Annotated in this window: 22 protein-coding genes; 9 read left to right on the plus strand and 13 right to left on the minus strand. The window is 42.2% G+C overall.

Annotation, left to right across the window (positions count from 1 at the left end; translation table 11 throughout):
* Positions 1–68 precede the first annotated feature (68 nt).
* From JIG37_RS20995 to JIG37_RS21005, 3 genes are read left to right on the plus strand one after another with little or no spacing between them, the layout of a single operon-like run.
* Entirely contained in the window at positions 69–1397 is a 1329-nt protein-coding gene (locus JIG37_RS20995; protein WP_199530204.1) for a GH1 family beta-glucosidase, read from the plus strand.
* A gap of 24 nt (positions 1398–1421) precedes the next feature.
* Positions 1422–2753 carry a glycoside-pentoside-hexuronide (GPH):cation symporter gene (locus tag JIG37_RS21000; protein WP_199530205.1) on the plus strand — a complete coding sequence of 444 codons (1332 nt, stop codon included), beginning with the start codon at positions 1422–1424 and terminating at the stop codon, positions 2751–2753.
* Positions 2754–2774: 21 nt separating this feature from the next.
* On the plus strand, positions 2775–3773 hold the full coding sequence (locus JIG37_RS21005; protein WP_199530206.1) for a LacI family DNA-binding transcriptional regulator: 999 nt from the start codon (positions 2775–2777) through the stop codon (positions 3771–3773).
* On the opposite strand, the gene JIG37_RS21010 is transcribed toward JIG37_RS21005, so the two are convergent.
* From JIG37_RS21010 to JIG37_RS21030, 5 genes are read right to left on the minus strand one after another with little or no spacing between them, the layout of a single operon-like run.
* Positions 3760–5727 (minus strand): response regulator, encoded by a 1968-nt coding sequence (locus JIG37_RS21010; RefSeq protein WP_199530207.1) that lies wholly within the window; start codon positions 5725–5727, stop codon positions 3760–3762. The two genes, JIG37_RS21005 and JIG37_RS21010, sit on opposite strands and share 14 nt — an antisense overlap.
* Positions 5728–5777: 50 nt before the next feature.
* Complete coding sequence (locus JIG37_RS21015; protein ID WP_054552609.1) at positions 5778–6239, minus strand: response regulator; 462 nt, start codon at positions 6237–6239, stop codon at positions 5778–5780.
* Entirely contained in the window at positions 6239–7717 is a 1479-nt protein-coding gene (locus tag JIG37_RS21020; RefSeq protein ID WP_138600356.1) for a sensor histidine kinase, read from the minus strand. Before JIG37_RS21020 ends, JIG37_RS21015 begins: the two co-directional genes overlap by 1 nt.
* Before the next feature lie 22 nt (positions 7718–7739).
* The gene (locus tag JIG37_RS21025) at positions 7740–7949 is read right to left on the minus strand and encodes a histidine kinase (RefSeq protein WP_054552611.1); all 210 of its coding nucleotides are present in this window, start codon (positions 7947–7949) and stop codon (positions 7740–7742) included.
* A 12-nt stretch (positions 7950–7961) separates the two neighbouring features.
* On the minus strand, positions 7962–9302 hold the full coding sequence (locus tag JIG37_RS21030) for a sigma-54 dependent transcriptional regulator (protein ID WP_054552612.1): 1341 nt from the start codon (positions 9300–9302) through the stop codon (positions 7962–7964).
* Positions 9303–9518: 216 nt separating this feature from the next.
* Between JIG37_RS21030 and JIG37_RS21035 the strand changes: the two genes are divergently transcribed.
* Positions 9519–10031, plus strand: coding sequence for an NUDIX domain-containing protein (locus JIG37_RS21035; RefSeq protein WP_187490573.1), 513 nt, complete (start codon positions 9519–9521; stop codon positions 10029–10031).
* An 80-nt stretch (positions 10032–10111) separates the two neighbouring features.
* On the plus strand, positions 10112–10645 hold the full coding sequence (locus JIG37_RS21040) for a cytochrome b (RefSeq protein WP_054552614.1): 534 nt from the start codon (positions 10112–10114) through the stop codon (positions 10643–10645).
* Positions 10646–10652: 7 nt separating this feature from the next.
* Here JIG37_RS21040 and JIG37_RS21045 read toward each other — a convergent pair whose 3' ends face one another.
* From JIG37_RS21045 to JIG37_RS21055, 3 genes are read right to left on the minus strand one after another with little or no spacing between them, the layout of a single operon-like run.
* The gene (locus JIG37_RS21045; RefSeq protein WP_054552615.1) at positions 10653–11147 is read right to left on the minus strand and encodes a YgjV family protein; all 495 of its coding nucleotides are present in this window, start codon (positions 11145–11147) and stop codon (positions 10653–10655) included.
* 49 nt (positions 11148–11196) lie between these two features.
* On the minus strand, positions 11197–11763 hold the full coding sequence (locus JIG37_RS21050; protein ID WP_199530208.1) for a Crp/Fnr family transcriptional regulator: 567 nt from the start codon (positions 11761–11763) through the stop codon (positions 11197–11199).
* Positions 11760–12797: a nitronate monooxygenase gene (locus tag JIG37_RS21055; RefSeq protein ID WP_199530209.1), complete on the minus strand. Its 1038-nt coding sequence runs from the start codon at positions 12795–12797 to the stop codon at positions 11760–11762. Before JIG37_RS21055 ends, JIG37_RS21050 begins: the two co-directional genes overlap by 4 nt.
* Before the next feature lie 165 nt (positions 12798–12962).
* Here JIG37_RS21055 and JIG37_RS21060 point away from each other — a divergent pair, with 165 nt between their 5' ends.
* Positions 12963–14339, plus strand: coding sequence for an NAD-dependent succinate-semialdehyde dehydrogenase (locus tag JIG37_RS21060; protein WP_138600346.1), 1377 nt, complete (start codon positions 12963–12965; stop codon positions 14337–14339).
* Between the two features lie 217 nt (positions 14340–14556).
* On the opposite strand, the gene JIG37_RS21065 is transcribed toward JIG37_RS21060, so the two are convergent.
* The 3 genes from JIG37_RS21065 to JIG37_RS21075 form a co-directional block, all read right to left on the minus strand.
* Positions 14557–15639: an endonuclease/exonuclease/phosphatase family protein gene (locus JIG37_RS21065; protein ID WP_199530210.1), complete on the minus strand. Its 1083-nt coding sequence runs from the start codon at positions 15637–15639 to the stop codon at positions 14557–14559.
* Positions 15640–15656: 17 nt separating this feature from the next.
* Positions 15657–15977 (minus strand): hypothetical protein, encoded by a 321-nt coding sequence (locus tag JIG37_RS21070; protein ID WP_054552620.1) that lies wholly within the window; start codon positions 15975–15977, stop codon positions 15657–15659.
* A 99-nt stretch (positions 15978–16076) separates the two neighbouring features.
* Positions 16077–16514, minus strand: a complete 438-nt coding sequence (locus JIG37_RS21075; protein ID WP_199530211.1) for a hypothetical protein — start codon at positions 16512–16514, stop codon at positions 16077–16079.
* A 251-nt stretch (positions 16515–16765) separates the two neighbouring features.
* Between JIG37_RS21075 and rhlP the strand changes: the two genes are divergently transcribed.
* From rhlP to JIG37_RS21090, 3 genes are all read left to right on the plus strand, one after another.
* A complete protein-coding gene (gene rhlP, locus JIG37_RS21080; RefSeq protein WP_194442906.1) occupies positions 16766–17578 on the plus strand; it encodes a rhombotarget lipoprotein in 813 nt (270 codons plus the stop codon).
* Positions 17579–17666: 88 nt separating this feature from the next.
* A complete protein-coding gene (locus JIG37_RS21085; RefSeq protein ID WP_199530212.1) occupies positions 17667–19724 on the plus strand; it encodes a TonB-dependent receptor in 2058 nt (685 codons plus the stop codon).
* 66 nt (positions 19725–19790) lie between these two features.
* Positions 19791–21005, plus strand: coding sequence for an MFS transporter (locus JIG37_RS21090; RefSeq protein WP_199530213.1), 1215 nt, complete (start codon positions 19791–19793; stop codon positions 21003–21005).
* Between the two features lie 14 nt (positions 21006–21019).
* Here JIG37_RS21090 and JIG37_RS21095 read toward each other — a convergent pair whose 3' ends face one another.
* Both JIG37_RS21095 and JIG37_RS21100 read right to left on the minus strand, forming a co-directional pair.
* A complete protein-coding gene (locus tag JIG37_RS21095) occupies positions 21020–21430 on the minus strand; it encodes a GFA family protein (protein ID WP_054552625.1) in 411 nt (136 codons plus the stop codon).
* Position 21431: 1 nt separating this feature from the next.
* Positions 21432–22445 (minus strand): fatty acid desaturase, encoded by a 1014-nt coding sequence (locus JIG37_RS21100; RefSeq protein ID WP_199530214.1) that lies wholly within the window; start codon positions 22443–22445, stop codon positions 21432–21434.
* Positions 22446–22469: the final 24 nt, after the last annotated feature.

A 22469-nucleotide genomic window follows, 5' to 3' on the forward strand; every position in this document is an offset into this window, starting at 1 on the left:
CGCTTACAACTGAGTCTAAGCTCTAATTTACTAAGCCTTACACTTAACCCGAAGGACGAGTATCTACTGTGTATAAATCAATTTCACTGTTACCAGATTCATCTTTACTCAAGCCCGAGTTCACGTTCGGTGTGGCAACAGCTTCATTCCAGATTGAAGGGGCACGCGATAAGCGCCTTGATTGTATCTGGGATACATTTTGCGAAAAGCCTGGCGCTATTGCTGACCAAAGCCATGGCGATGTAGCTTGTGACCATGTTGCACGTTGGCAGCAAGATGTCGAGATGATTGAAGATTTGGCTGTCGATGCTTACCGCTTATCTATTTCGTGGCCAAGGGTCATGCAGCAAGATGGCTCGGTTAACGAGCAAGGTATGGCGTTTTATGTTCAGTTATTAACGGCTTTAAAAGCGCGTAACATAAAAACCTATGTCACCTTATATCACTGGGATTTACCTCAATACCTTGAAGATAATGGCGGCTGGTTAAATCGCGAAACAGCCTATAAATTTAAAGACTATGCCGAACTTGTTACTCAACATTTAGGCCATTTGGTTGATTCATTCGCCACCTTGAACGAACCATTTTGTAGCGCTTATTTAGGCTATGAAGTGGGTGTACATGCACCTGGCATAAAATCACAACAAGCTGGCCGACAAGCAGCGCACCACTTACTACTCGCCCACGGCCTTGCTATGCAAGTATTACGTAAAAACTGCCCAAGCACAGAAGCAGGTATCGTATTAAACTTCAGCCCAACGTATCCTTTAACCGAAGATGATAAAAAAGCCGCAGAGCTTGCTGATCAATACCACAATCAATGGTATATCAAAGCGGTTTTAGAAGGTGCTTACCCCTCTTTAATGGATGATTTAGCAGATGAAGTTAAACCAATTATTATTGCTGGCGATATGGCAATTATTCGTCAAGCCGTCGACTTTATTGGCGTTAACTATTATACCCGCATACACTACAAAAATACCGCTGATGGCTGGTTTGAAGAAGCAAACCTTGCGGATGTTCGTGTTACCGATATGGGCTGGGAAGTTTACCCACAAGGTTTAACAGAGCTTTTAGTATCATTGCATCAGCAATATGATTTACCAAAAATGTATATTACCGAAAATGGCGCAGCCATGGCCGATACATTAGAAAATGGTGAAGTGAACGACATAGAACGCGTAGATTATTATCACACTCATTTAAATGCAGTGTGTGATGCAATTCGCCAAGGCGTCGATATTCAAGGCTACTTTGCGTGGAGCTTAATGGACAACTTTGAGTGGGCCTATGGCTACGAAAAGCGCTTTGGGTTAGTTTATATTGACTACCAAAGCCAACAACGCATTTTAAAAGAAAGCGCAAAACAATATCGCGCGCTACTCAAACAGCGATAAAAATAACAACAATCGAGAACACACATGCTGACAAAAAGAGAAAAAATAGCCTACGGATTAGGCGACACAGCAAGTAATATCATCTTTCAAACGGTGATGTTATTTTTAACTTTTTTCTATACTGATATATTTGGTATTTCACCCGCGATTGTTGGCACCTTGTTTTTGGTGGTGAGAGTCGTTGATGCCATCACCGACCCATTAATGGGAGCCTTAACCGATTCAACTCGCACTAGGTGGGGAAGCTATCGCCCCTACTTACTTTGGCTCGCTTTACCATTTGGGGTGATCAGCATGATCACCTTCACCACGCCAGACTTGCCTGAGTCAGGCAAAGTCATTTACGCCTTTATCACTTACACTTTGCTGATGCTGGTGTACACCGCGATTAACATTCCTTACTCAGCGTTAGGTGGGGTATTAAGTGGCGACCCTAAAGAGCGAGTATCCATTCAATCTTATCGCTTTGTGTTTGGTATGCTGGGCGGCTTAATTGTCAGTGCCTGTACTTTGCCTTTGGTAAACTGGCTTGGCAAAGGTGATAACGCCACGGGCTACCAACTCACTATGGCCCTGATGAGCGGCTTAGGTGTGATCTTATTTTTGATTTGTTTTCGCTTTACCAAAGAGCGCGTAGCTGCTCATAACAGCTCATCGTTGAGCTGGAAAACCCGTATGAACACGCTATGGCAAAATGGCCCATTTAAAGTGTTGTGCTTTGCTGCATTTATGCTGTTAACCAGTATGGTACTGCGCACCACCCTTGCCATTTACTATGTAAAATATGTACTTGGTGAAGCCGAGTTGGTCACCTACTTTGTTACCATCGGCATGATAGGTAATATTCTGGGCTGTGCCTGTGCAAACCCACTCAGTAAACGCGTTGATAAGAAAACCGCCTATATTCGTTTGCAATACATCTCTGCGGCAATTAGTTGCGTGGCGTTTTGGTTGCCGGGCGAACAACTTGCACTTGCCTTTGCGGTGTACTTTTTGTGGTGTTTTTTCACGCAAATGGCAACTCCGTTACTGTGGGCAAAAATGGCCGACACCATAGATTATGGGCAATGGAAAACCGGTGAAAGGCTAACAGGCCTAGTCTACGCAAGCGTGGTCTTTTTTATTAAGCTTGGCCTTGCTCTTGGCGGTGCCATTGCAGGTTGGTTATTGGCATTTTATGGCTATGAAGCCAATACCGAACTCAGTGAACACACGCTCTCGGGTATCTTAATTTCATTTACCCTTTACCCAGCAATAGGTAGTATGCTTGTCGCATTTATCATGAAAAGGTATATTCTTGATAATCAAACGGTTGAGCGGATCAGTGCCGATTTATCGTTAAAAAAGCATCCATAACTTTGTTTAAAAAGGAATAACATGGCCACCATTTACGAGGTGTCGAAACTTGCAGGCGTTTCTCTTGCAACCGTTTCGCGAGTAATGAACAACAATGCAAATGTCAGTGATGCAACACGTAAAAAGGTCACTGCCGCAATGGATGAGCTTGGCTATAGACCTAACTCAATTGCTCAGTCACTGGCATCAAATTGCTCGAACAGTGTTGGTCTACTGGTCTCTGAATTACAAGGTCCGTTTTACGGGCCTATGATGAGCGGCATTGAAAATACCTTTCGTAATCAAGGCAAACACCTGATTATTGCTGCAGGTCACAGTGATGAAGAACGAGAAAAACAAGGGATTGAATTTTTAATTAGCCGTAACTGCGATGCGCTTATTTTGCATGTTGAAGCTGTCAGCGACGACTACCTAATTAAACTTAGCAAAGGCCGTACTCCGTTTGTACTAATCAACCGCTATATCAGCGAACTCAGTGACCGCTGCATTTTGCTTAATAATATAAAAGGCGGATATCTAGCGACTAAACATGTTCTAGAACAAGGTCATAAAGACATTGCCTACATCAGTGGACCAGCTTGGAAGCAAGATGTCAAAGACCGCCTAGAAGGCCACAAACAAGCGCTGGCTGAGTTTAACCTTGAGTTTGATGAAAACCTCTTATTTCAAGGTGATTTCATGGAAGCGAGCGGTTATGAGGGGTTAAAAGCGCTTCATCAACAAACGCATCCATTCACGGCGCTTATCTGTGCTAATGATGAAATGGCAGTGGGTGCCATGGCAAGCGCACGTGATTTAGGGCTAACGTTACCTAAGCAATTGTCGATTATGGGCTACGATAACGTGTTTTTCACCCGTCACGTTTACCCACAATTAACCACCATTAATTACCCCATAAATGAAATGGGCCGCATGGCTGCTGACTGGGTGTTAAACCAAGTTTATCAAAAACAAACACCGCCGTTACAAACGCTATTTGAACCTGAACTTGTAGTCAGGCATTCAATTAGTCAGCAATAAGCTCGGATAACAAGCCAAGATTAATCGGTTTTAACAGCACTTGTTCTATATCAAGTTGTTTAATTCTTTCTGGCTCTGGTTCGGCGCCACTTACAATGACTAATTTTAAGTCGGGGTGGCGCTGTTTAATTTCTTTTGCTAAATCTAGCCCTCCACCATCAGGCAAATGCATATCCAGTAATACTTTAGCAAAATTTTGGTCGTCACTAAGTGTCTCAAGACAAGCGGCACAACTTGGCGCTATGACAGTTTCAACACCTAAGCTTTCAAGCAATAATTGGGTAATCTGTGCCGCATCACTGTCGTCTTCAACCAATAAATAACGCGTGCTTTGGTTGGTCATTTCAGGGCTGTCGTCTTGCTCAACCACAGGTGCAGTATTGCCTTCGCAAATATAATGATTAAGCACTTGGTAAAGCAACCCAGAATCAACCGGCTTGGCAATCATATCGTTAAAACCCAGCGCGCTTAACTCAGTTTTCACCCCTTTCATGGTGGCTGCAGTAAGCGCGATAATTGGCCCTTGATAACCCATTTTACGAAGTTCAATAGTGGCTTCTTTACCGCCCATAACCGGCATATGCAAATCAATAAAAACAATATCAAAAGGCTCACCCGCTTGTTCTGCACTAGCGACTTTCTCAATAGCTTGTTTACCGTGTTCTGCGTATTCCACTTCAGCACCGGTCATAGTGATCATATGACCTACTAGGTTACGTAAATCTTTTAAGTCGTCGACCACTAATACCCGACCACTGGTTTCAAGGGTGGCTAATTTTTGTTGGCAATCTGGGTTTGAATCAAAACGCAGTACTTGGCGCTCAACATCACGAATGTTGCCCGGGTAGATAGAAAGGGTAAATTCTGAGCCCACACCTTGCGTAGACTCAAGCTCAATTGAGCCTTGCATTCGATTAAGTAGCTCAGAACAAATGGCAAGGCCAAGCCCTGCTCCACCGACATCTCGGGATTCTACATCAGCAATTTGTTCAAATGGTTTAAAGATCAAAGCTTGTTTTTCGGCTGGGATTCCAAGACCTGTGTCTTTAATACTAAAAAACAGCATTTCGCGCTCATTAACCCAAGCAGTCCAAGCACGCACTGTGATCTCGCCTTGGTTAGTAAACTTAATTGCATTGTTGATGATGTTAATCAGGATTTGGCGTAACCGCGTCGCGTCTGTGTTGACAACTAAAGGTAAGGCTTGCTGAGATTCAAATTTAAGTGTTAAGCCTTTATCAACGGCTGAGACGCGCATTAAGGTATAAACGTCCGCCATTAGGCTATCTAAATTGACATCACTGCAATTGAGCTCAAGTTTATCAGCAGCAATTTTTGATAGGTCGAGCACATCATTAAGTAAGCTCAGAAGATGCTTACCATTTCGGTAAATCACACCCAGCTCGTTTTGAGCATGCTGGTTCTTACCACTTTGCATTAGTAACTCGGTATAACCCAAGATGGATGACAGGGGCGTACGTAACTCATGGCTTAAATGCGCCAAAAAACGGTCTTTAGAACGGTTTTCTGCTTCGGCTTTTAAGCGTTCAACACGCTCATCTTCAACATCTCGTCGTGCTAACGCATAACGAATAGCGCGGGCAAAACGGCTAGAGTTCATCTCGTTTTTAACAAGGTAATCAACCGCACCGGCATCAAGCGCTGCAGAATCGAGAGCTTCATCTGATTGCCCGGTAAGCATGATAATCGGACCGCGAAAACCATTATCAACGGCCCGTTTTAGCACTTCTAAACCATCAGAGGCACCTAAACGATAATCTAACAAACAAATATCATGCTTGTTTTCGCTCAGCACACTGATGGCCTGTTCAGGGCAACTTAACCACTCAACATCGAATGTATGGGAACCTAATTGCTCTAGGTAGTCGCAAGTAAGAATATAATCGTCTTCGTCGTCTTCTACTAAGAGTAATCGGGTTACCTTATCTAACATTCTTATTCCTTATAGCAATTTGCTTAATAAAATATTATCGCAAATTGGAATTAATCGTTCTGTGGTGTTGGCAGCTCTACAAACTCTACCCAGTATTTCCCTAATGTTTGCATTAACTCGACTAAACCTTCAAAAGTAACTGGCTTAGTAATGTATGATGCAGCCCCTAAGTCGTAGCCTTTAACCATATCTTCTTCTTGTTTTGATGTAGTTAAAATCACCACCGGAATACCCTTCAAGTTAGGGTTAGCTTTGATTGCTTGTAAAGCTTCACGGCCGTCCATACGCGGCATATTCAAATCGAGTAAAATCAAGCCCGGGCGCGGTGAGCTTTCTTTTTCACTAAATTTGCCTTTACGCTCAAGGTATTCAAGCAGTTCTACACCGTCTTCAACAAAAAACAGCTCGTTTAATACACGGCTTTCGGCCAATGCATCTTGGGTTAATAAACGATCATCTTCGTCGTCATCAGCCATTAAAATGGTTATTGGTTTAACTTTATTAAGTGGCATTACGCCTCTCCTTGTAGTGTGAAAAGCGATGTTTCCACGGGTAATTTAAGAGTGAAGCTTGCACCCTCACCAACGTGACTACTTGCTGTTATTTCTCCGCCATGGCGCTCCACAATACGGCGACAAACCGATAGTCCTATGCCTGTGCCTTTGTATTGCGAACGGCCATGTAACCGCTGGAACGGAACAAATATTTTTTCTAGGTATTCTTCTGAAAAGCCAATTCCGTTATCTGAAATTGTAATAACTTCCCACTCTACATCAGTGTGATGAACTTCGCTAAATTCTGAAATTCGCTGATATGCAATATCAATGACAGGCGCAACATTCTCACGTCTAAACTTTACTGCATTCGACAGAATGTTTAAGAACAACTGTAGCATTTGACTCGGGTCTGCTTGAATATGCGGTAAGGTATCGAGGTTAACCGTGGTCTCAGATTCTTTTATTGCGATTTCAAGATCATCAAGTACCTCTGCAACGACTTCATTCAAATCTGTATCAACAAAGTCCTTACCACGAGTGGTTACGCGTGAGAATTCAAGTAGGTCATTGATTAAATTAGACATACGCTGAGCGGCATTTTTCATACGATTAATGTAATCAACCCCTTTTTCGCCGAGCTCATCTTTAAACATCTTTTCAAGGCGGTCACTGAAGGCTTGAATCTTACGCAGTGGTTCTTGTAAATCATGACTTGCAACAAAGGCAAAGTCTTCAAGCTCTCTATTTGAGCGACTTAGCTCATCTGAATAGATGGTTAACTCTTGCGTTCGTTCTGCAACCTTTGCCGCCAAGTTTTCGTTTTGTTTTTCAAGGTCAGCTCGGTACTTAGCTTGATTGCGTATGTTGATACGGGTTAACACAAACATACCAATAAGCAGTAAAGCACTTGTCACTGCAGTAATCGCAAATGTTAACTTCGCTTCGTTTTTAATTTGTGAGAGCTTTGCAAACTGCTCTATTTTAAAATTAAGCTCACGCATTTGAATTTCATCAACTCCAGCGCGAATATCTTTATATAAATCACGACCTTGGTCTGTTAATAACAAGCGGCGAGCTTTCACGTCTTTATTTGCAAGAGCCAGATCGGTGGTTTTAGTCATCACTGCGACTTTATCGTTTACTAAATGAATTAAACGAGCAATGCGGTCTGCTTGACCGGGAATTTCTGAATGCAAGCTTTTCACAAGCATGATCTGCGCTTGCATTGAAGCGATAGCATCATTGTAAGGCAGTAAATAATCTTCTCGGTCACTAAGAAGATAACCTCGCTGACCTGACTCAGCCTGTACTACAGATAAATGTAGCCGCTCTATTGCAGTATTAAGTGAGTTAGTATTATCAAGACTACTTTGTGTTTCTGTTAGAGAGCGAATGCTATTGAGGGCTAAAAAAGCATTCGCCACCACGATACACAGCACCACGGCAATAAAGCCAGCCCAACTGACCGCTATTTTTCCTTTTTGTTTTTGCATTTGCTTCCCAATCAATGAGTGCTCAATCTGCTGCGTGAGTGTCACTTATTTCTTGTAAGTGTTCACTGCACTGCTGACAGTTTGTAATTATTTTATCTAATGCCTCGAGCGCTTTTTGCTTAGGCATATCATTTTCTAATACGAGCTTAACTAACTCTGCATTCATCGAAATACGGTTTAGCGGTGCACGAGCATCGTGCACCATTTTTCGTAAAGACTCGTTGTTACTCATAGCTATCCTTAGTTATTTGTATTCGCCAATGCCCCCATAAGCATTTAAACGGTTATAAAGTGTTTTCGTACTGATCCCCAGCATTTGCGCAGCAATCGTCTTATTACCTTGTACTTTATCTAAAGTCGCGTGGATCAATTCTTTTTCAACTTCTTCAATGGTTTGCCCTGCAACAACTTGGTTTGCTTGGCTCTCTTTATTCACTTTAGAAAACGGTGATTCTAACGAATCAGGTAAAGTAATAACGGAGCCTTTAGGGTCACTCATGATAAAGGCACGGTGTATAGCATGGCGAAGTTCACGCACGTTACCAGGCCAATCATGGGCCTCAAGTTCTTTGATTTGCGCTGCTTGCCATTTAAAGTCGGTGCCGTTTTCATCATTAAGCTGCTCTAAAAAAGCATTGGCAAGCAATGGAATATCTTCTTTGCGCTCACGAAGCGGTGGAATATCAATAGGGAATACCGCTAAACGAAAGTAGATGTCTTCACGAATAACATTATTTTGCGCAAGGTCGGTCAAGGTGCGGTTGGTTGCAGAAATAACGCGGCAATTTACCGCTTGCTCTTTGGTTCCACCCACTCGAGTTACTTTTTTACTTTCGAGTACACGCAGTAAGTTTGGCTGCATATCAATGGGCATTTCTGTCACTTCATCTAAAAACAAAGTACCACCAGCAGCTTGCTCAAACACCCCCTCTTTACGTGCAATAGCGCCTGTAAATGCGCCCTTTTCATGGCCGAAAAGTTCGCTACCAATCAGCTCTTTAGAAAATGCACCACAGTTAGTTGCTACTAAAGGGCCATCACACTCAGTGGCGTTGTGAATTGCCTGAGCAACCACTTCTTTACCAGCACCACTTTCCCCCATCAACATTACATTGGCAGAAGTTGCTGCAACACGCTCAATCATAGTGTAAAGCTTTTGCATCACCTCAGATTCACCAATTAAGGTGCCAAAGTGGCGCTTTATAGCTGGCGTTGCTTTTTTCTTAGGGCTTGCTTTTTTCGGGTTGAGTACCCGTTCTATATCTTCTCGTTGTAGTGGTTTGACTAGGTGACCAACATTAGGCTCACACATTTCAGCCAACTTACCCTTTACTGAAGGATGCCCTGAGATTAACGTAACACGAGGCGATTGACCGATTGCTTTTAAGTGCTCAAGCAAATGTAGACCGCTGCCATCTGGCAACATAAAATCTAAAAAAACATGGTCAAACGTGTTGTTTTCAAACCATTGCTCAGCTTCAGCAAGGTTCGCTGCGGTATTTATATTGTGCCCGAGGAACTCAACAATGTGACAAACTACATCACTAAACTCACTGTCATCATCAACTAAAAGTACGTTTAACATATTTATTCCATAAGCTTTTTTAATCATTCTACGCTTAGTTCCAATAAAAATAAAATAAAGCGCGTTAGATACTAATTGAATTCAAATTACGACCATATTACTGCATTTAGTTCCACTTTAGGGTAAAAAGTGAGAAAAATACTAGAAACGGGTTATTATTGCCTACTCAAAATTAAGCTGAGCTGTACTTATTTTAAGTTATTAAGTTGTAATCATATGAAGTTATTAAGAAAAGTTATTCACCCAAGTTTAGGAAACGACTACGGCACTGTATTTATTCGTAACACTGCCCGCGCCATTGTTTTAAAAGGTGAACAAATACTACTTTTATACACCGCTCGTTATGATGACTACAGTTTACCGGGTGGCGGGGTTGATAAAGGCGAAAGTATTGAGCAAGGGCTCCTGCGAGAACTTCATGAAGAAACTGGGGCATTACAAATTCAAATAAAGCAGCCTCTAGGATTATACGAAGAAGTGAGGCCTTGGTATAAAGACGACTTTGATTGTGTTCATATCAAATCCTATTGCTACTTCTGTGAAATTAGCGATGAATTTGCAGACCCAAAAATGGAGCACTACGAAGTGCAAAATGGCATGCAACCTAAGTGGGTGAATATATTTGATGCCATCGCACACAACGAAACCACCATGGCAATGAGTGAAAAACAGGGCTTATCGATTCAGCGCGAGACCTTTTTATTAAAGCTGATTGCTGACACTCTTTAAGTTTTTTACATTACTTTACGCAACCCTCAGCTATTGGGGCAGTCTATACTTATAATTAAAGCCAATTATGAGAGTCAACCATGAGTAAAGTAGCTGCCCTTTCTAAGCCAACCATCCTGTTACATTGGACCGTTGCCATTTTGTTTATCGGCGTATTTGCGATGGGCATTTATGTTGCTGATTTTGCCGAGCCACCCGCTAAATTTACTTATATGGGATGGCATAAATCAATGGGCTTAGTAGTATTAGTTTTTGCCATCGCAAGGCTTATTTGGCGCATAAAAGAAGGCGCATTACCTGCAACATCTGATATGCCTAAATGGCAAACCGTAATTGCTCACCTCACTCATGGCTTATTATTACTTGCGACCCTAGCTATGCCGTTATCTGGATTTATCATGAGCTATGCGGGCGGTCGTGCAATTAGCTTCTTTGAGTTTGAGCTATTGAGCGCACCAGAAAAAACACCTTGGCTTGCAGATGCAGGCAGCTTTGTGCACCACAGTTCAGTGCTCATTATCGTGGTGATTTTAGCCTTACACGTTGCTGCTGCACTTAAACACCAGTTTGTTGACAAAGATGGCATGCTGAGCCGCATGCTAGGTAAGTCTTAAATAAAATTTAAGCGGGCTTAGGGTTAGCATAAAAGCGCCATAAGCCCACTAAATTACTTATTAAAAACACAGTTTCCATTACCACTGCTAGTGGTGAAAACGCTAATAAATTGTGAACTATCCAGCACACAGTGCCGACAATCATCAACAGGCGTAAGGTAAAATCTTTGCCTTGGAATGAAGCATAGGTTTGCATTAACGTTGCTGCCAGTGCGATAAAGCTAACCCAGCTATGCAATGTTAATAGTACTGCGCTAATACTCAAAAGCATAAACGCTATCATCACCCAAGTTTTGCGCGCAAAAATACAATAGCCATAACGTAGTGCTGCAATCAACATTAAGCTTGCAGCACTGAAATTATCAAGCAGCATAAAATGCACTGATGTCAGTAATACCGAGCTAAACAAACAAGCTAAAATAGCTTGTCTTTGTTTAAACTGAAAAGAAGCCAAATCGAGTAATGTGGCAATGGCAACTAAGCACTGAGATAAAATAAACATAACGACTCCTGAAAAATCAGCAGTGTAATGTTCACTGTTTTGCTGCGCCTTAACTTAAGTTAAGACGTCGTCTAATTCGCGATAAAGAAATCGCTGAAATCCCTAAATACATAGCAACATCGTTTAAGCTTAATTGCTCAAGCCAGTGCGGTTTTTGATCTAATAAATATTGATAACGTTGCTCTGGCGTATTGAGTAATAAAAACGCTTCTTTTGCTTCTTTAAACAATAATTGCTGACTAATTAATTGATGTTTAATTGCTTGCCAGTCAGTACTATCAAATAAAACCAAAGGCACCTTAATAAGCTCAGCATCACGTATTACTTTGAGTTGATAGAGCGCAGGGGTTTTAGTCAACCAGTTCCCATAAAGCAGTGCAAACTCATCTTGAAAGTAAAACTCTTTACACTTTTGTGTGCCTTGCGATGATGCATGTAATGCACCAAGCACCCCTGATATAATTAAGTAACCCGCATCTTGCTCATCGCCTTGCTGTAATAAAGTATCACCTTTAGCGTACCGCTTTATAGCGCATTGCCCTGCAAGTTTGTTACGAAATTCACAGGCTAGCTGATGGTAACTATCACCGAGCGGGAGTAACTGGGTATCTGTCAAGATTGCCAACCTTGCATTAGTAGTTCAGTAATTTGCTGAGCATTAATACCTTCTCTAACAATAAAGCGCTCACCACACCAAAGTGGTGAAAAACCACTATCGCCTTTGGCTTCAGCTTTTGCACGTAATGCGGTCATCGCAATCGACGCATACGGAAAAGGCGGCGCTTGCTCTGGCATAGCTCCTAACTCTTGCATGACTCGATTGCTAATACCTCGTGCTGGACGACCAGAGAATAAGGTCGTCAATTCAGTTGAGTCTGGCGCAACTGTTTTTAATACTTCACGATGTAAAGCACTTGTTGTCGCTTCTTCACAAAGTAAGTAAGCGCTCCCCACCTGCACTGCTGCGACACCTAATGCTTGGTATTGGGCGACATCTTCTGCCGTGCAAATTCCACCTGCTGCAATAACAGGTATATCAAGCTCTACACATTCTCGCACTAATTGCGCAGTGGTTGGTTGCAGCGATAAATCCATTGATAAAAAATGGCCGCGGTGGCCGCCAGCTTCAATCCCTTGTGCAATAACCGCATCGGCTCCATTTGTTTGTAACCAACGCGCTTCATCTAACGTTGTTGCTGATGAAAGAACCGTTCCGCCCCACGCTTTTATCTGAGAAACAATCTCTCTACTTGGTAGACCAAAATGAAAGCTTACAACGGCAGGCGCGTAAGGTGCGATAATATCTATTATTTGTTGATTAATTGGCTGGCGCGAAGCATTACGGGTAAATTGTGAGACATCGACAGCAAACTCATCAAAATAAGGTGTAAGCAGATTATGCCAAGCCGTTTGCTGAGCCAGGGTATAGTCGGGTGTTTGATGACAAAAAAAGTTAAGATTGTAAGGCTTATCAGTATGCTGGCTAAGATAATCAAGTTCTGATTTTAGCAGCTCTGCTGAGAGCATAGCGCAAGGTAAAGAGCCAAGCCCTCCAGCTTCACACACAGCGACTGCCAGTTTGGCATTTTGCACACCCGCCATCGGCGCTTGAATAATCGCAAGTTCAGTTTTTAACACAGAATTTGTCATTACATATTCCTTGTAAGTTTTTCAACCTAATGCAGTTTTTACAAAGTTTAAGTTTCTCAAAAGCTAACTGAAAAATAAAAATCTTCTAAAACAATAAGCTATAAAACGCAAAAAATAGGTATTAGCTTTGCAGACTAGCTCCTACAACTTTGTAAGGAGATAATGATGACTGATACTGTTACTACAATCAATCCAACTAATGAACAAACGATCAAGACTTATAACTTATTGTCACTGCAACAAGCACAGAGTGAAGTTGACCAATGTCATCAAGCATTTTTAAAATGGCGCACTACATCCCATGAGCACCGCGCAAAATTACTTAATAAACTTGCACAAGTAATTGATTCTAATCAACAAGAATTAGCACAACTAATGACCGATGAAATGGGTAAGATTTACCAACAGGGCCTTCAGGAGGTTGAGCTTTGTGCAGCAATTTGTCGTTATACCGCTGAGCAGGGACCAAAAGTGCTTGGCGATGAAAAGCGAGATATGCAAGACGGACATGCAATTATTAGTTACCAACCAATTGGTGTAATACTTGGTATCCAACCATGGAACTTCCCGCTATATCAAGTCATTCGCTATGCTTGCGCGAATGTTATGGCAGGTAACACCACAGTGCTAAAACATGCTGGTAATGTATTTGGCATGGCCGAAAAGATTGAACAGTTATTTAAACTGGCTGGTTTTGACGATTATTGCTTTAAGAACTTACTTATTGACGGTAAAACCGCAAGCGAACTAATAGATCACTCAGCGATTCGTGGTGTAACCTTTACTGGCAGCGATGGCACAGGCAAAAAAGTCGCAGAGCGAGCAGCTAAACAGGTTAAGAAAACCGTGCTCGAATTAGGCAGTAACGATGCATACATCGTACTTGATGACGCTGATTTAAATACGGCGATTACCGCATGTACGCAAGGGCGCTTGATCAATAACGGACAAACCTGTGTTGCGGCAAAACGCTTTATTGTGGTTGATGCTTTATATGATGATTTTAAAGCTCTAATCAAAGAGCAATTTGAGCAAGTTGTTCTTGGCGATCCGAACGATGAAAAAACCACGCTTGGCCCAATGGCTCGTAAAGATCTGCGCGATCAGCTTCATCAGCAAGTCACTGACTCTGTAAATGCAGGTGCTACTATTATCACGGGCGGTAAAGTTGCTGAACACACCGGCTTTTATTACACCCCGACCTTGCTTGAAAATATCAAACCGGGCATGCCCGCTTATGACGATGAATTATTTGGCCCTGTGGCATCACTTATTCGAGCCAAAGATAACGCTGAGGCAATGCAAATTGCTAATGATTCACGCTATGGTCTTGGCGGCGGTATTTTCTCAAAAGATGAACAAGCAGCCATTGAGCTTGCAAAGCTTCACTTTGACACCGGTATGGTAAATATCAATGGTTATGGTCTTGCGCAACCGAACTTACCATTTGGCGGTGTAAAAGACAGTGGCTATGGCCGTGAACATGGCGGTTTTGGACTACGAGAATTTGTTAATATCAAAACCATTATGGTCAACGACTAATCACTATTAAGGGCTCATTAGAGCCCTTTTTTATATCTGATTGTGCCGTCCTGAATAAAGTTATCACTTTTCATACCAATCCGCTTAATTAAGTAGTCTATTTTGAGGCAATAAAACCTCGTTGATAACAAGGCAAAAATTTCGTTATTTAGTTGTTCTAAATGAGAAATTTTTAACGCAGTTAGCGACAGGTTTTATCCCTCAAAATGATTAAGTATTATTGCGGGTTGGTATTAAACATTGGCACTTGTTGCTTCGAGGCTGCTGGCATTTTTAACTCATCCACTGCTTTTTCTTTATCAATCTGCTCTTGTTGTTTTTGGTTGTCAGAATCGGGGTTATAAACAAGCTCTGTAAGAAGTGCAAAATGGTCTGAGCCATACTTTGCCAAACGCTCAATACGCTTAGCACTAAACTCATTACTATGAAAAAGGTGATCAAGTGGCCAGCGCATAAAGAAATAACTGGCATGAAAGGTATTAAAAAAGCCGCGGCCTTTACGTGGGTCTAACAAGCCACTAATACGCATAAACAAACGGGTACTTCGCGACCAAGCAACATCATTTAGATCTCCTGCAACAATACAAGGTCGCAGTCTGTTTTTAAGTGCTTTTGCTAAGATAATTAGTTCAGTATCACGCGGCCGTGAGCTGTCTTCTTCCGTGGGGCTCGGAGGTGCAGGATGAATAAAATGCCCTTGAACTTCTACGCCATCTGCATCTTCAAACAAAATATGGATTGAGGGGATATCGCTTTCTATAAGCTCACAAACTTGCTGTTGTTTAATTTTAAACTTGCTGTACAAGTGCATACCATAACGATTATCTTTTGGGCAGTACACTCGATACGGGTATTCTTGCTCTAAACTGCTCAGTTCATTCTGCCAAGTTTGATCAGACTCTAACGTAATGAGTAAGTCTGGTTGGTGCGTGTTAACTAAAGCAATGAGTTTGTCATATTCAGTGTTCGACATCAGTACATTTGCCGACATAATGCGAATACTGTGCTTATCGGTTTTATTGCTTGAAGCAACTTCTTTATTAGCGAGCCTTGTGTAAGGGTAAATCCAGCCAACTTGTAAAAGCAACACGACGATACTCGCCAGAGCACAACCAATATAAGGCGCGGAGCCCGTGCGACTGATTAAATAGCTTGCAGCAATTAAACTCGCACAAGCAAGGTAAACCACTTGCAAGCGTACAAAGTCACAACTGCGAATTAAATAATGTTGGGAATATGAAAATGGCAAGATTGAGACCACTAGCAGCATGGCCAATAGTGAACCCAATCCATAAGTCATGATCGATTCAAGCAAAACTAGCGGCTCAGAATAGAAATAATTTCTCGGGTGTCTTCCACTAAACGCACGACAGTATCGTCAACTTGAATTGAGATTAGACCATCTCTATCTCGAGATTTAATCACTTTACCGCGGCGGTAAATATCACGGTCAAGAATATCGCCTTTACGTAATTTCTTCTGCCAACCGGGTGGTAAATCGCCACCATTATCAAGTTTCTTTTCAAGGCCAGGTGGTAGACTTTTATCTTTGCCCTTATCCTTGTCTTTATCTTTTGCAAGTGCGCCAGCCGTCACTAGGCTTAAACCTATCACTGCAACTGTTAACAATGCTTTCATGCGAGTGCTCCTTCTATGAGTCCCAATTAAGCGTAGCAAGTTTTTCTGAACTGGGTATGAAACCAGCTAAAAAAAGCCGCTAAGCGGCTTTTGACAGGATTAACGATGGCGAGTAACGATTGATAAAATCTCTCGCGTATCGTGTACTAGATGAATAAGGCGGTCATCGATTTCGATGGCAATAATGCCATTTCGGTCGCGACGTTTAATCACTCGCCCATGACGATATATATCACGGTCAAGAATATCACCATGGTGATAACGCTTATACCAACCAGGTGGTAAGCCACCACCATACCCTACTTTTTTGTATAAACCGGGTGGTAAGTCACGGTAGCTGTAATGGTCGTATCTATCGTAACGATCATGTCTGTCATGATGATGGTGATGTTTGTGGTGTTTTTTATGTTTTTTATGCTTTTTACGTTCGTGCTTATGTTCGTATCTATCGTGGTCACGATCATGTTTCGCGTTTGCTTCCATAGGTATCAAACTCAAACCTAAAACAGCAACTGAGATAGTAATTAATTTTTTCATAATAGAGACCCTCAACGTTTGCTCTTGATAAAAAGCCTAACGTTTTAGCCTGAATCATAGATGAAGGGTTACAATTTAAAAACGCAACTGTTTACATATCAACACATTAGAAAGCTAATCTTTACATTTCTTTAAACTTCTTTGGCACTATTTACGAAAAATCGAGTCTGAGTTACAGTTCCGTTTGAGGCGTTTGTCGTTATATTTGCAACATAAACAAAGGCTTCCTCACAACATAATAAGGATAATTTATGAATGTTCTAAAATGGTGTTTGGTCATTAGTATTACTGCACTAACGGGCTGTAGTGCCATGATGAGCCAATATGGCAATCAAAAAACGCAATCAAGTTCATTGGTTGAGTACCTTTACCCAGACCAACAAGATAGAGCTGCACACCAAGCAACGATTCCAACTTTGAACTTACCAGCCACGGTAGGGATTGCCTTTATTCCTAACAAGTACAATGATGGCTTGCATCATGGTGATGAAGTCGCACTGCTAAATAAAGTTAAAAAGCAGTTTATGCAATATGACTACATAGACCGTATTGAAGTGATCCCAAGTACTTATTTAAAAGGCAGCGAAGGATTTACCGCATTAGAACAAGTATCTCGATTATATGATGTGGATATTATGGCGCTTGTTTCATACGACCAAGTGTCGCAAAGCTTAGAAAATAACGCTGCATTTTTATATCTCACGATTGTTGGTTTATATGTGATTCCGGGCAATGAGAACTCAGTACAAACCTTTGTAGATACTGCCGTATTTGACGTGAAAAGCCGAAAAATGCTGTTTCGCGCGCCAGGTATACATAAAGCAGAGCAACGCAGCACAGCGATTGGCATCGATGAAGTTGCTAAAGAGCAATCGCTGGCAAGCTTTAATGGCGCTGTTGATGACATGATCACGAATCTCGATGCTGAATTGGCGCAATTTAAAACCCGCGTAAAAGAAGAAAAAGTAGCTAATGTCACGCACAGAAATGGCAGTGGCGGCAGTAGCTTATTCTGGTTAGTGGCAGTACTGGCAGGTTTTGCCGTACATCGCCGTAGTGCATAACAGACAAAGTTATTAAGCGCGAAAGCTTTTACCCATCCTAAAAAGCAGTTACCCTTTGGTTTTTGTTGTACCTAACCAAAGGGTTTTCATGAAGTTGTCGATACTTTCAGTGCTTGTGGGCACCTCATTATTTAACCAACAAGCCATTGCAAATAATGAACTAGAACATATTACAACGACCGCATCACGCAGCGAAGTATTGGCAGATCCATTGCCTGTAGTGGTCAGCAGTATTTCACAGAAGCAATTGGCGCTTATCGCTCCAACTCACATTGAACAAGCCCTTAAACAGGTTGCTGGTGCTAATCTTCAACACGGTAACGGCCAAGAGTATTTACCCGCTTTACGTTCGCCTGTACTTTCTGGCGCAGGTGCATGCGGTGGCTTACTTACTGCCGAAGACGGTATTCCACTTCGCGCAGCTGGTTTTTGCAACATCAATGAATTATTCGAAGCCCACACTGAAGTGGCTGAACGCATCGAAGTACTGAAAGGCCCGGGTTCTGCACTTTATGGTTCAAACGCTGTACATGGTGTAGTCAACGTGATCACCCCAGATACAACCTATAACCACAACCAACTTGGTTTTGATTACGGCTCGTTTGGCTACACCCGCTACAAACTAGGTGCGGGTCGTGATTTTGGCCAACAAGGTTTAGGTATTAATGCCACTATTACTCGAGATACGGGTTATCGTGATGACGAAGGTGTTGACCAAGAAAAGCTCTCACTACGTCACCGTTTTGATGGCGAAAAACTAAGTGTAAGTACAGGCCTGACTTACACCCATTTAGATCAACAAACAGCTGGCTACATAGAGGGCTTTGAAAGCTACAAGGATAAGCAAATAGCTCAGTCTAATTTTGATCCTGATGCATTTCGTAAAGCCCGCTCTTTGCGTGTTTGGTCAAAGCTAAATTGGACACAAGATGAGGCTAACAGCTTTACCCTTACGCCTTATATCCGCGACCAAGACATGACCTTCTTTAAGCATTTTTTACCGGGTACTCCCCTTGAAGAAAATGCTCAGCAAGGTGTTGGTATACAATCAAGCTGGCAGCACAAGTTAACCGGCTCTAGCCTGTTAACTGTTGGTTTTGATGGTGAGTTTACAGATGCTGACTTTTTACAATATCAAGACAGTCCCACTCAAGGCTCAGCATTTTTAGTCGCCACCGTGCCTCAAGGCAAACATTATGATTATCAAGTAACAAGCACCCTATTAGCACCGTTTGTGAATCTTGATTGGCAACTTGATGAGTTACTTATCAGCCTGGGTGGTCGATACGAGCGTATGCGTTATGACTACGACAACCATATGTTGGCTGGCCGCACAAAAGAAGATGGCACAGCATGCGCCATGGGTGGGTGTCGCTATTCTCGACCAGAAAGCGGCGAAAATCGCTTTACTAACTTTTCACCTAAGCTTGGTTTAAGCTATCAATATGCTGAAAACCAGTTTATCTACGCCAATGCTTCAGAAGGTTATCGAGCACCGCAAGCGGCAGAGCTTTATCAGTTGCAACGCGAACAAAATGTCGCAGATCTGAAATCTGAGATTGCTAAAAACCTAGAGCTTGGTTTAAAAGGTCAACAAGCACAGCTGCATTATGTAGTTAGCATTTATGCAATGAATAAAAAGAATACCATTTTCCGCGACAGTGATTTTTATTACGTCAATGATGGCCAAACTCAGCATCGTGGTGTTGAGCTTGAGTTAGCTTATGCCATTACACCAAGTCTATCGATGCAGTTAGCCGCAAGCCACGCCAAACATACATACAGTTATGACCAAGTACTCAGCGGGATTAACATCAATGGTAATCTTATTGATACTGCTCCACGTAACATCGCAAACTTACAGCTACTTTGGCAAGCAAACGACATGACACGTGTTGGTCTTGAGCTACATACCACCAGCAGCTACTTTACTGATCCTGAAAACCAGCATAGTTACCAAGGCCACTCATTAGTAAATTTACGAGCGGCGTGGCAGCTAACAGCTAACCTTAGTGTGACGGCACGAATAAACAATTTAACCGACGAGCGTTACGCAGAGCGTGCTGACTACACTACATTTAGTGGCGACCGATACTTTCCGGGTAGACCGCGCAATGCCATGTTATCAGCAAGTTATCAGTTTTAAATAACCGCATTTTTTGGTGAGCTATCTCATAGTTCACTCACGCTGTTTCGTGTTTTGGTATGATAAATGTACCTCTTGCTATTACTTCTAAACAGCGTGACATCTTCTCAAAATCTAATTCGTAACCTTCTTTTAGTGCTGGGCATTTTTCTTATTGCAGCCAGCTTACGAGCCCCGATCACTGGCATTGCACCGGTACTTGAACAGATCATTGAACAGTTTCAGTTAAATGCATCGCAAGCCGGCATGTTGACGACTTTACCTTTAATCGCGTTTGCCATTGCCTCACCTATGGCGGCAAGTCTTGCTAAAAAGTGTGGCCTTGAAATATCACTGTTTATTGCCCTTGTACTCATAGGTATAGGGGTTGTCTCTCGGGTTATTGATTCTGCCACCGTGCTTTTTATTGGTACCGCAGTAATTGGTGTCGGTATCGCGATTGGTAATGTGTTATTACCAAGCCTAATAAAGCGTGACTTTCCACACAAAGTCGCAGTAATGACGTCGAGTTATGTTTTGGCGATGGGCATATTTGGTGGCAGCTATTCAGCACTCATCATTCCGCTCGCTGAATACAAAGAAATTGGCTGGCAATTGGCGCTTGCCAGTTATGCTTTACTGGTTGTGCTGGCTATTATGGTGTGGTTACCACAACTTAAGCAACATACCATGCCAAAACAGGCATATGTGTCAAACAATACACAAAACAAAATTTGGCACTCTGCACTGGCTTGGCAAATCACCTTATTGCTCGGCTTTAACTCCTTTTTCACTTATATCATGCTTGGTTGGCTACCCAGTATTTTAATAGAAGGTGGCCATAGTGCGCAGCACGCGGGCGCTTTGCAAGGCGCCTTTCAAGTAGCCTCTGCGCTACCAGGTATTGTGCTTATTCCTCTGCTTGCCAAATTAAAAGATCAACGCATCTTAACGCTAAGCTTGGCATTACTTGGCGCGCTTTGTTCTGTTGGATTATTAGTTGCGCCTAGTTTTGCGATGCTTTGGTCAGTCACCTTAGGTTTTTGCTCAGGTGCCTGTTTTATCTTAGGCTTATCATTTGTAAGCCTACGTACTCATGACTCAATGCAAGCCGCTGCGTTATCGGGTATGGCGCAATGTATCGGGTATTTATTGGCTGCCACAGGCCCTATTATTGCGGGCGCCTTACATAGTTATTTCAACAACTGGGCGGGAGCACTTTGGCTGTGTATGGCATCAAGCCTATTGTGTGCTTTATTTGGTTACTTAAGTGGCCGAAATATCACCATCGGCCAACAATAAATATGAAACCACAGCTATTTAGGGGCGGTTTCAAAGGCACTCATATTACTAAGGTTATCGAGCCAAGGTTTATGTGAGCGATACCAAATATGCGCTTTAGGGATGAGCTCATCAGCTTGCTCTACGGCGCCAATACGTAAGCCATAAATACGCTCACCTGCACCGACAGAAGTCGCGTACAAAGCTGTACCACAATTACCACAAAACCCTTGCGCACGCTGGTTGCCACTTTCAGCTATTTTTATATATTCTTTTGGCTTAGCACCTGTAAAGGTAACTCCATCTGGCACAGACACCACAACCGTACGAAAAGGCGCACCTGAGATAATTTGGCAATCAGTGCAGTGACAGTTTATCACTTTATTTTCATCAACGTTTGCATGGTAAGTTACCTCACCACAATGACAACGACCGGTAACCTTCATATTAAACTCCTTGTTGAGATGACAGCTCTTTTACAGGGTAATGATTAGCGTGTTTCAAGCTTTGTAAATCATTAAAACGTACCCCATGCTGAGCCATAATAGGATGTATTTTTTTGCTGATCAATTGTCTGATATAAAAGGGTTGATTCGGCACAAAATGATGGATTGTGTGGGTGCGGCCAAAATCAAAACAGAATAGCTGAAACGGTAAAAACCAACGGCTGGTGATCACATGCGTTTGCTCAAGTAAATTATTTACACCGCCATAATAATGCATTGAAGATGTCACTAAGTTAAGAGAACTCGAACGAATAATATTAGGCACGATAAGTACCACCATTAAAAACTCTGCTATCGCCAATAACTCAGCTCCCCACGGCGGCAATGTAAATGGCTGTACGAACTGCACTGCATAATAAGCAATTACCCCGTAAAGAATCGCAAAATACGCAGTAGCAATCGGAAAGCCCGCATTAAATACACGGAAGAACTTAAAACCACTAATTTCTTTTTTAAATCGCTTGGTATTGATTAACAAACCTAGCAAGCCATCAGTAATGACCAAAGCTCTCAACAAGGGCGACTTAATACCATTGCCTACTAAACGCTCTTCTAAATCTTGTGAGGTGCCGGATACTTTATGGTGATGTAAATGAATCTTTCTGCGATACCAAGGGTTCACCGTATTAGGCCGCATAAGCCACACGGTTAACATCATAAAGTTATGTATAAAAGGACGATTACTAAAATACTGCTTATGGATAAGGTCATGCTCAAGCTCATGCGATATTGAGGTAATAAAGGCAGCCAGAATGATGCAAAGCCACGAGGGAATAACCGCTAAGTAATAAAGTGTCGCAACACCGAATAGTGAACACAACGACACCAGCAGAATTACCATCGCAATTTTATTTTGTTGGTTAAGTATAGGGTAACGCGCTCTTAACGACTGCTCTTCGGCCTTAATGGCTGTAACAATCGCCTTGATGTTTTGCTTTGCGGTTAATTTTGACATAGTAAGCTTTTGCTAACTGCTTAA

Origin of the sequence: Pseudoalteromonas sp. bablab_jr010 (assembly GCF_016464105.1) — a bacterium.
GTDB lineage: Bacteria > Pseudomonadota > Gammaproteobacteria > Enterobacterales > Alteromonadaceae > Pseudoalteromonas > Pseudoalteromonas simplex.

Coding starts and splice junctions, on each gene's coding strand:
- JIG37_RS21000 (WP_199530205.1), top strand. CDS start 1,422: ATGCTGACAAAAAGAGAAAAAATAGCCTACGGATTAGGCGACACAGCA.
- JIG37_RS21005 (WP_199530206.1), top strand. CDS start 2,775: ATGGCCACCATTTACGAGGTGTCGAAACTTGCAGGCGTTTCTCTTGCA.
- JIG37_RS21010 (WP_199530207.1), bottom strand. CDS start 5,727: ATGTTAGATAAGGTAACCCGATTACTCTTAGTAGAAGACGACGAAGAC.
- JIG37_RS21015 (WP_054552609.1), bottom strand. CDS start 6,239: ATGCCACTTAATAAAGTTAAACCAATAACCATTTTAATGGCTGATGAC.
- JIG37_RS21020 (WP_138600356.1), bottom strand. CDS start 7,717: ATGCAAAAACAAAAAGGAAAAATAGCGGTCAGTTGGGCTGGCTTTATT.
- JIG37_RS21025 (WP_054552611.1), bottom strand. CDS start 7,949: ATGAGTAACAACGAGTCTTTACGAAAAATGGTGCACGATGCTCGTGCA.
- JIG37_RS21030 (WP_054552612.1), bottom strand. CDS start 9,302: ATGTTAAACGTACTTTTAGTTGATGATGACAGTGAGTTTAGTGATGTA.
- JIG37_RS21035 (WP_187490573.1), top strand. CDS start 9,519: ATGAAGTTATTAAGAAAAGTTATTCACCCAAGTTTAGGAAACGACTAC.
- JIG37_RS21040 (WP_054552614.1), top strand. CDS start 10,112: ATGAGTAAAGTAGCTGCCCTTTCTAAGCCAACCATCCTGTTACATTGG.
- JIG37_RS21045 (WP_054552615.1), bottom strand. CDS start 11,147: ATGTTTATTTTATCTCAGTGCTTAGTTGCCATTGCCACATTACTCGAT.
- JIG37_RS21055 (WP_199530209.1), bottom strand. CDS start 12,797: ATGACAAATTCTGTGTTAAAAACTGAACTTGCGATTATTCAAGCGCCG.
- JIG37_RS21060 (WP_138600346.1), top strand. CDS start 12,963: ATGACTGATACTGTTACTACAATCAATCCAACTAATGAACAAACGATC.
- JIG37_RS21065 (WP_199530210.1), bottom strand. CDS start 15,639: ATGACTTATGGATTGGGTTCACTATTGGCCATGCTGCTAGTGGTCTCA.
- JIG37_RS21070 (WP_054552620.1), bottom strand. CDS start 15,977: ATGAAAGCATTGTTAACAGTTGCAGTGATAGGTTTAAGCCTAGTGACG.
- JIG37_RS21075 (WP_199530211.1), bottom strand. CDS start 16,514: ATGAAAAAATTAATTACTATCTCAGTTGCTGTTTTAGGTTTGAGTTTG.
- rhlP (WP_194442906.1), top strand. CDS start 16,766: ATGAATGTTCTAAAATGGTGTTTGGTCATTAGTATTACTGCACTAACG.
- JIG37_RS21085 (WP_199530212.1), top strand. CDS start 17,667: ATGAAGTTGTCGATACTTTCAGTGCTTGTGGGCACCTCATTATTTAAC.
- JIG37_RS21090 (WP_199530213.1), top strand. CDS start 19,791: ATGTACCTCTTGCTATTACTTCTAAACAGCGTGACATCTTCTCAAAAT.
- JIG37_RS21095 (WP_054552625.1), bottom strand. CDS start 21,430: ATGAAGGTTACCGGTCGTTGTCATTGTGGTGAGGTAACTTACCATGCA.
- JIG37_RS21100 (WP_199530214.1), bottom strand. CDS start 22,445: ATGTCAAAATTAACCGCAAAGCAAAACATCAAGGCGATTGTTACAGCC.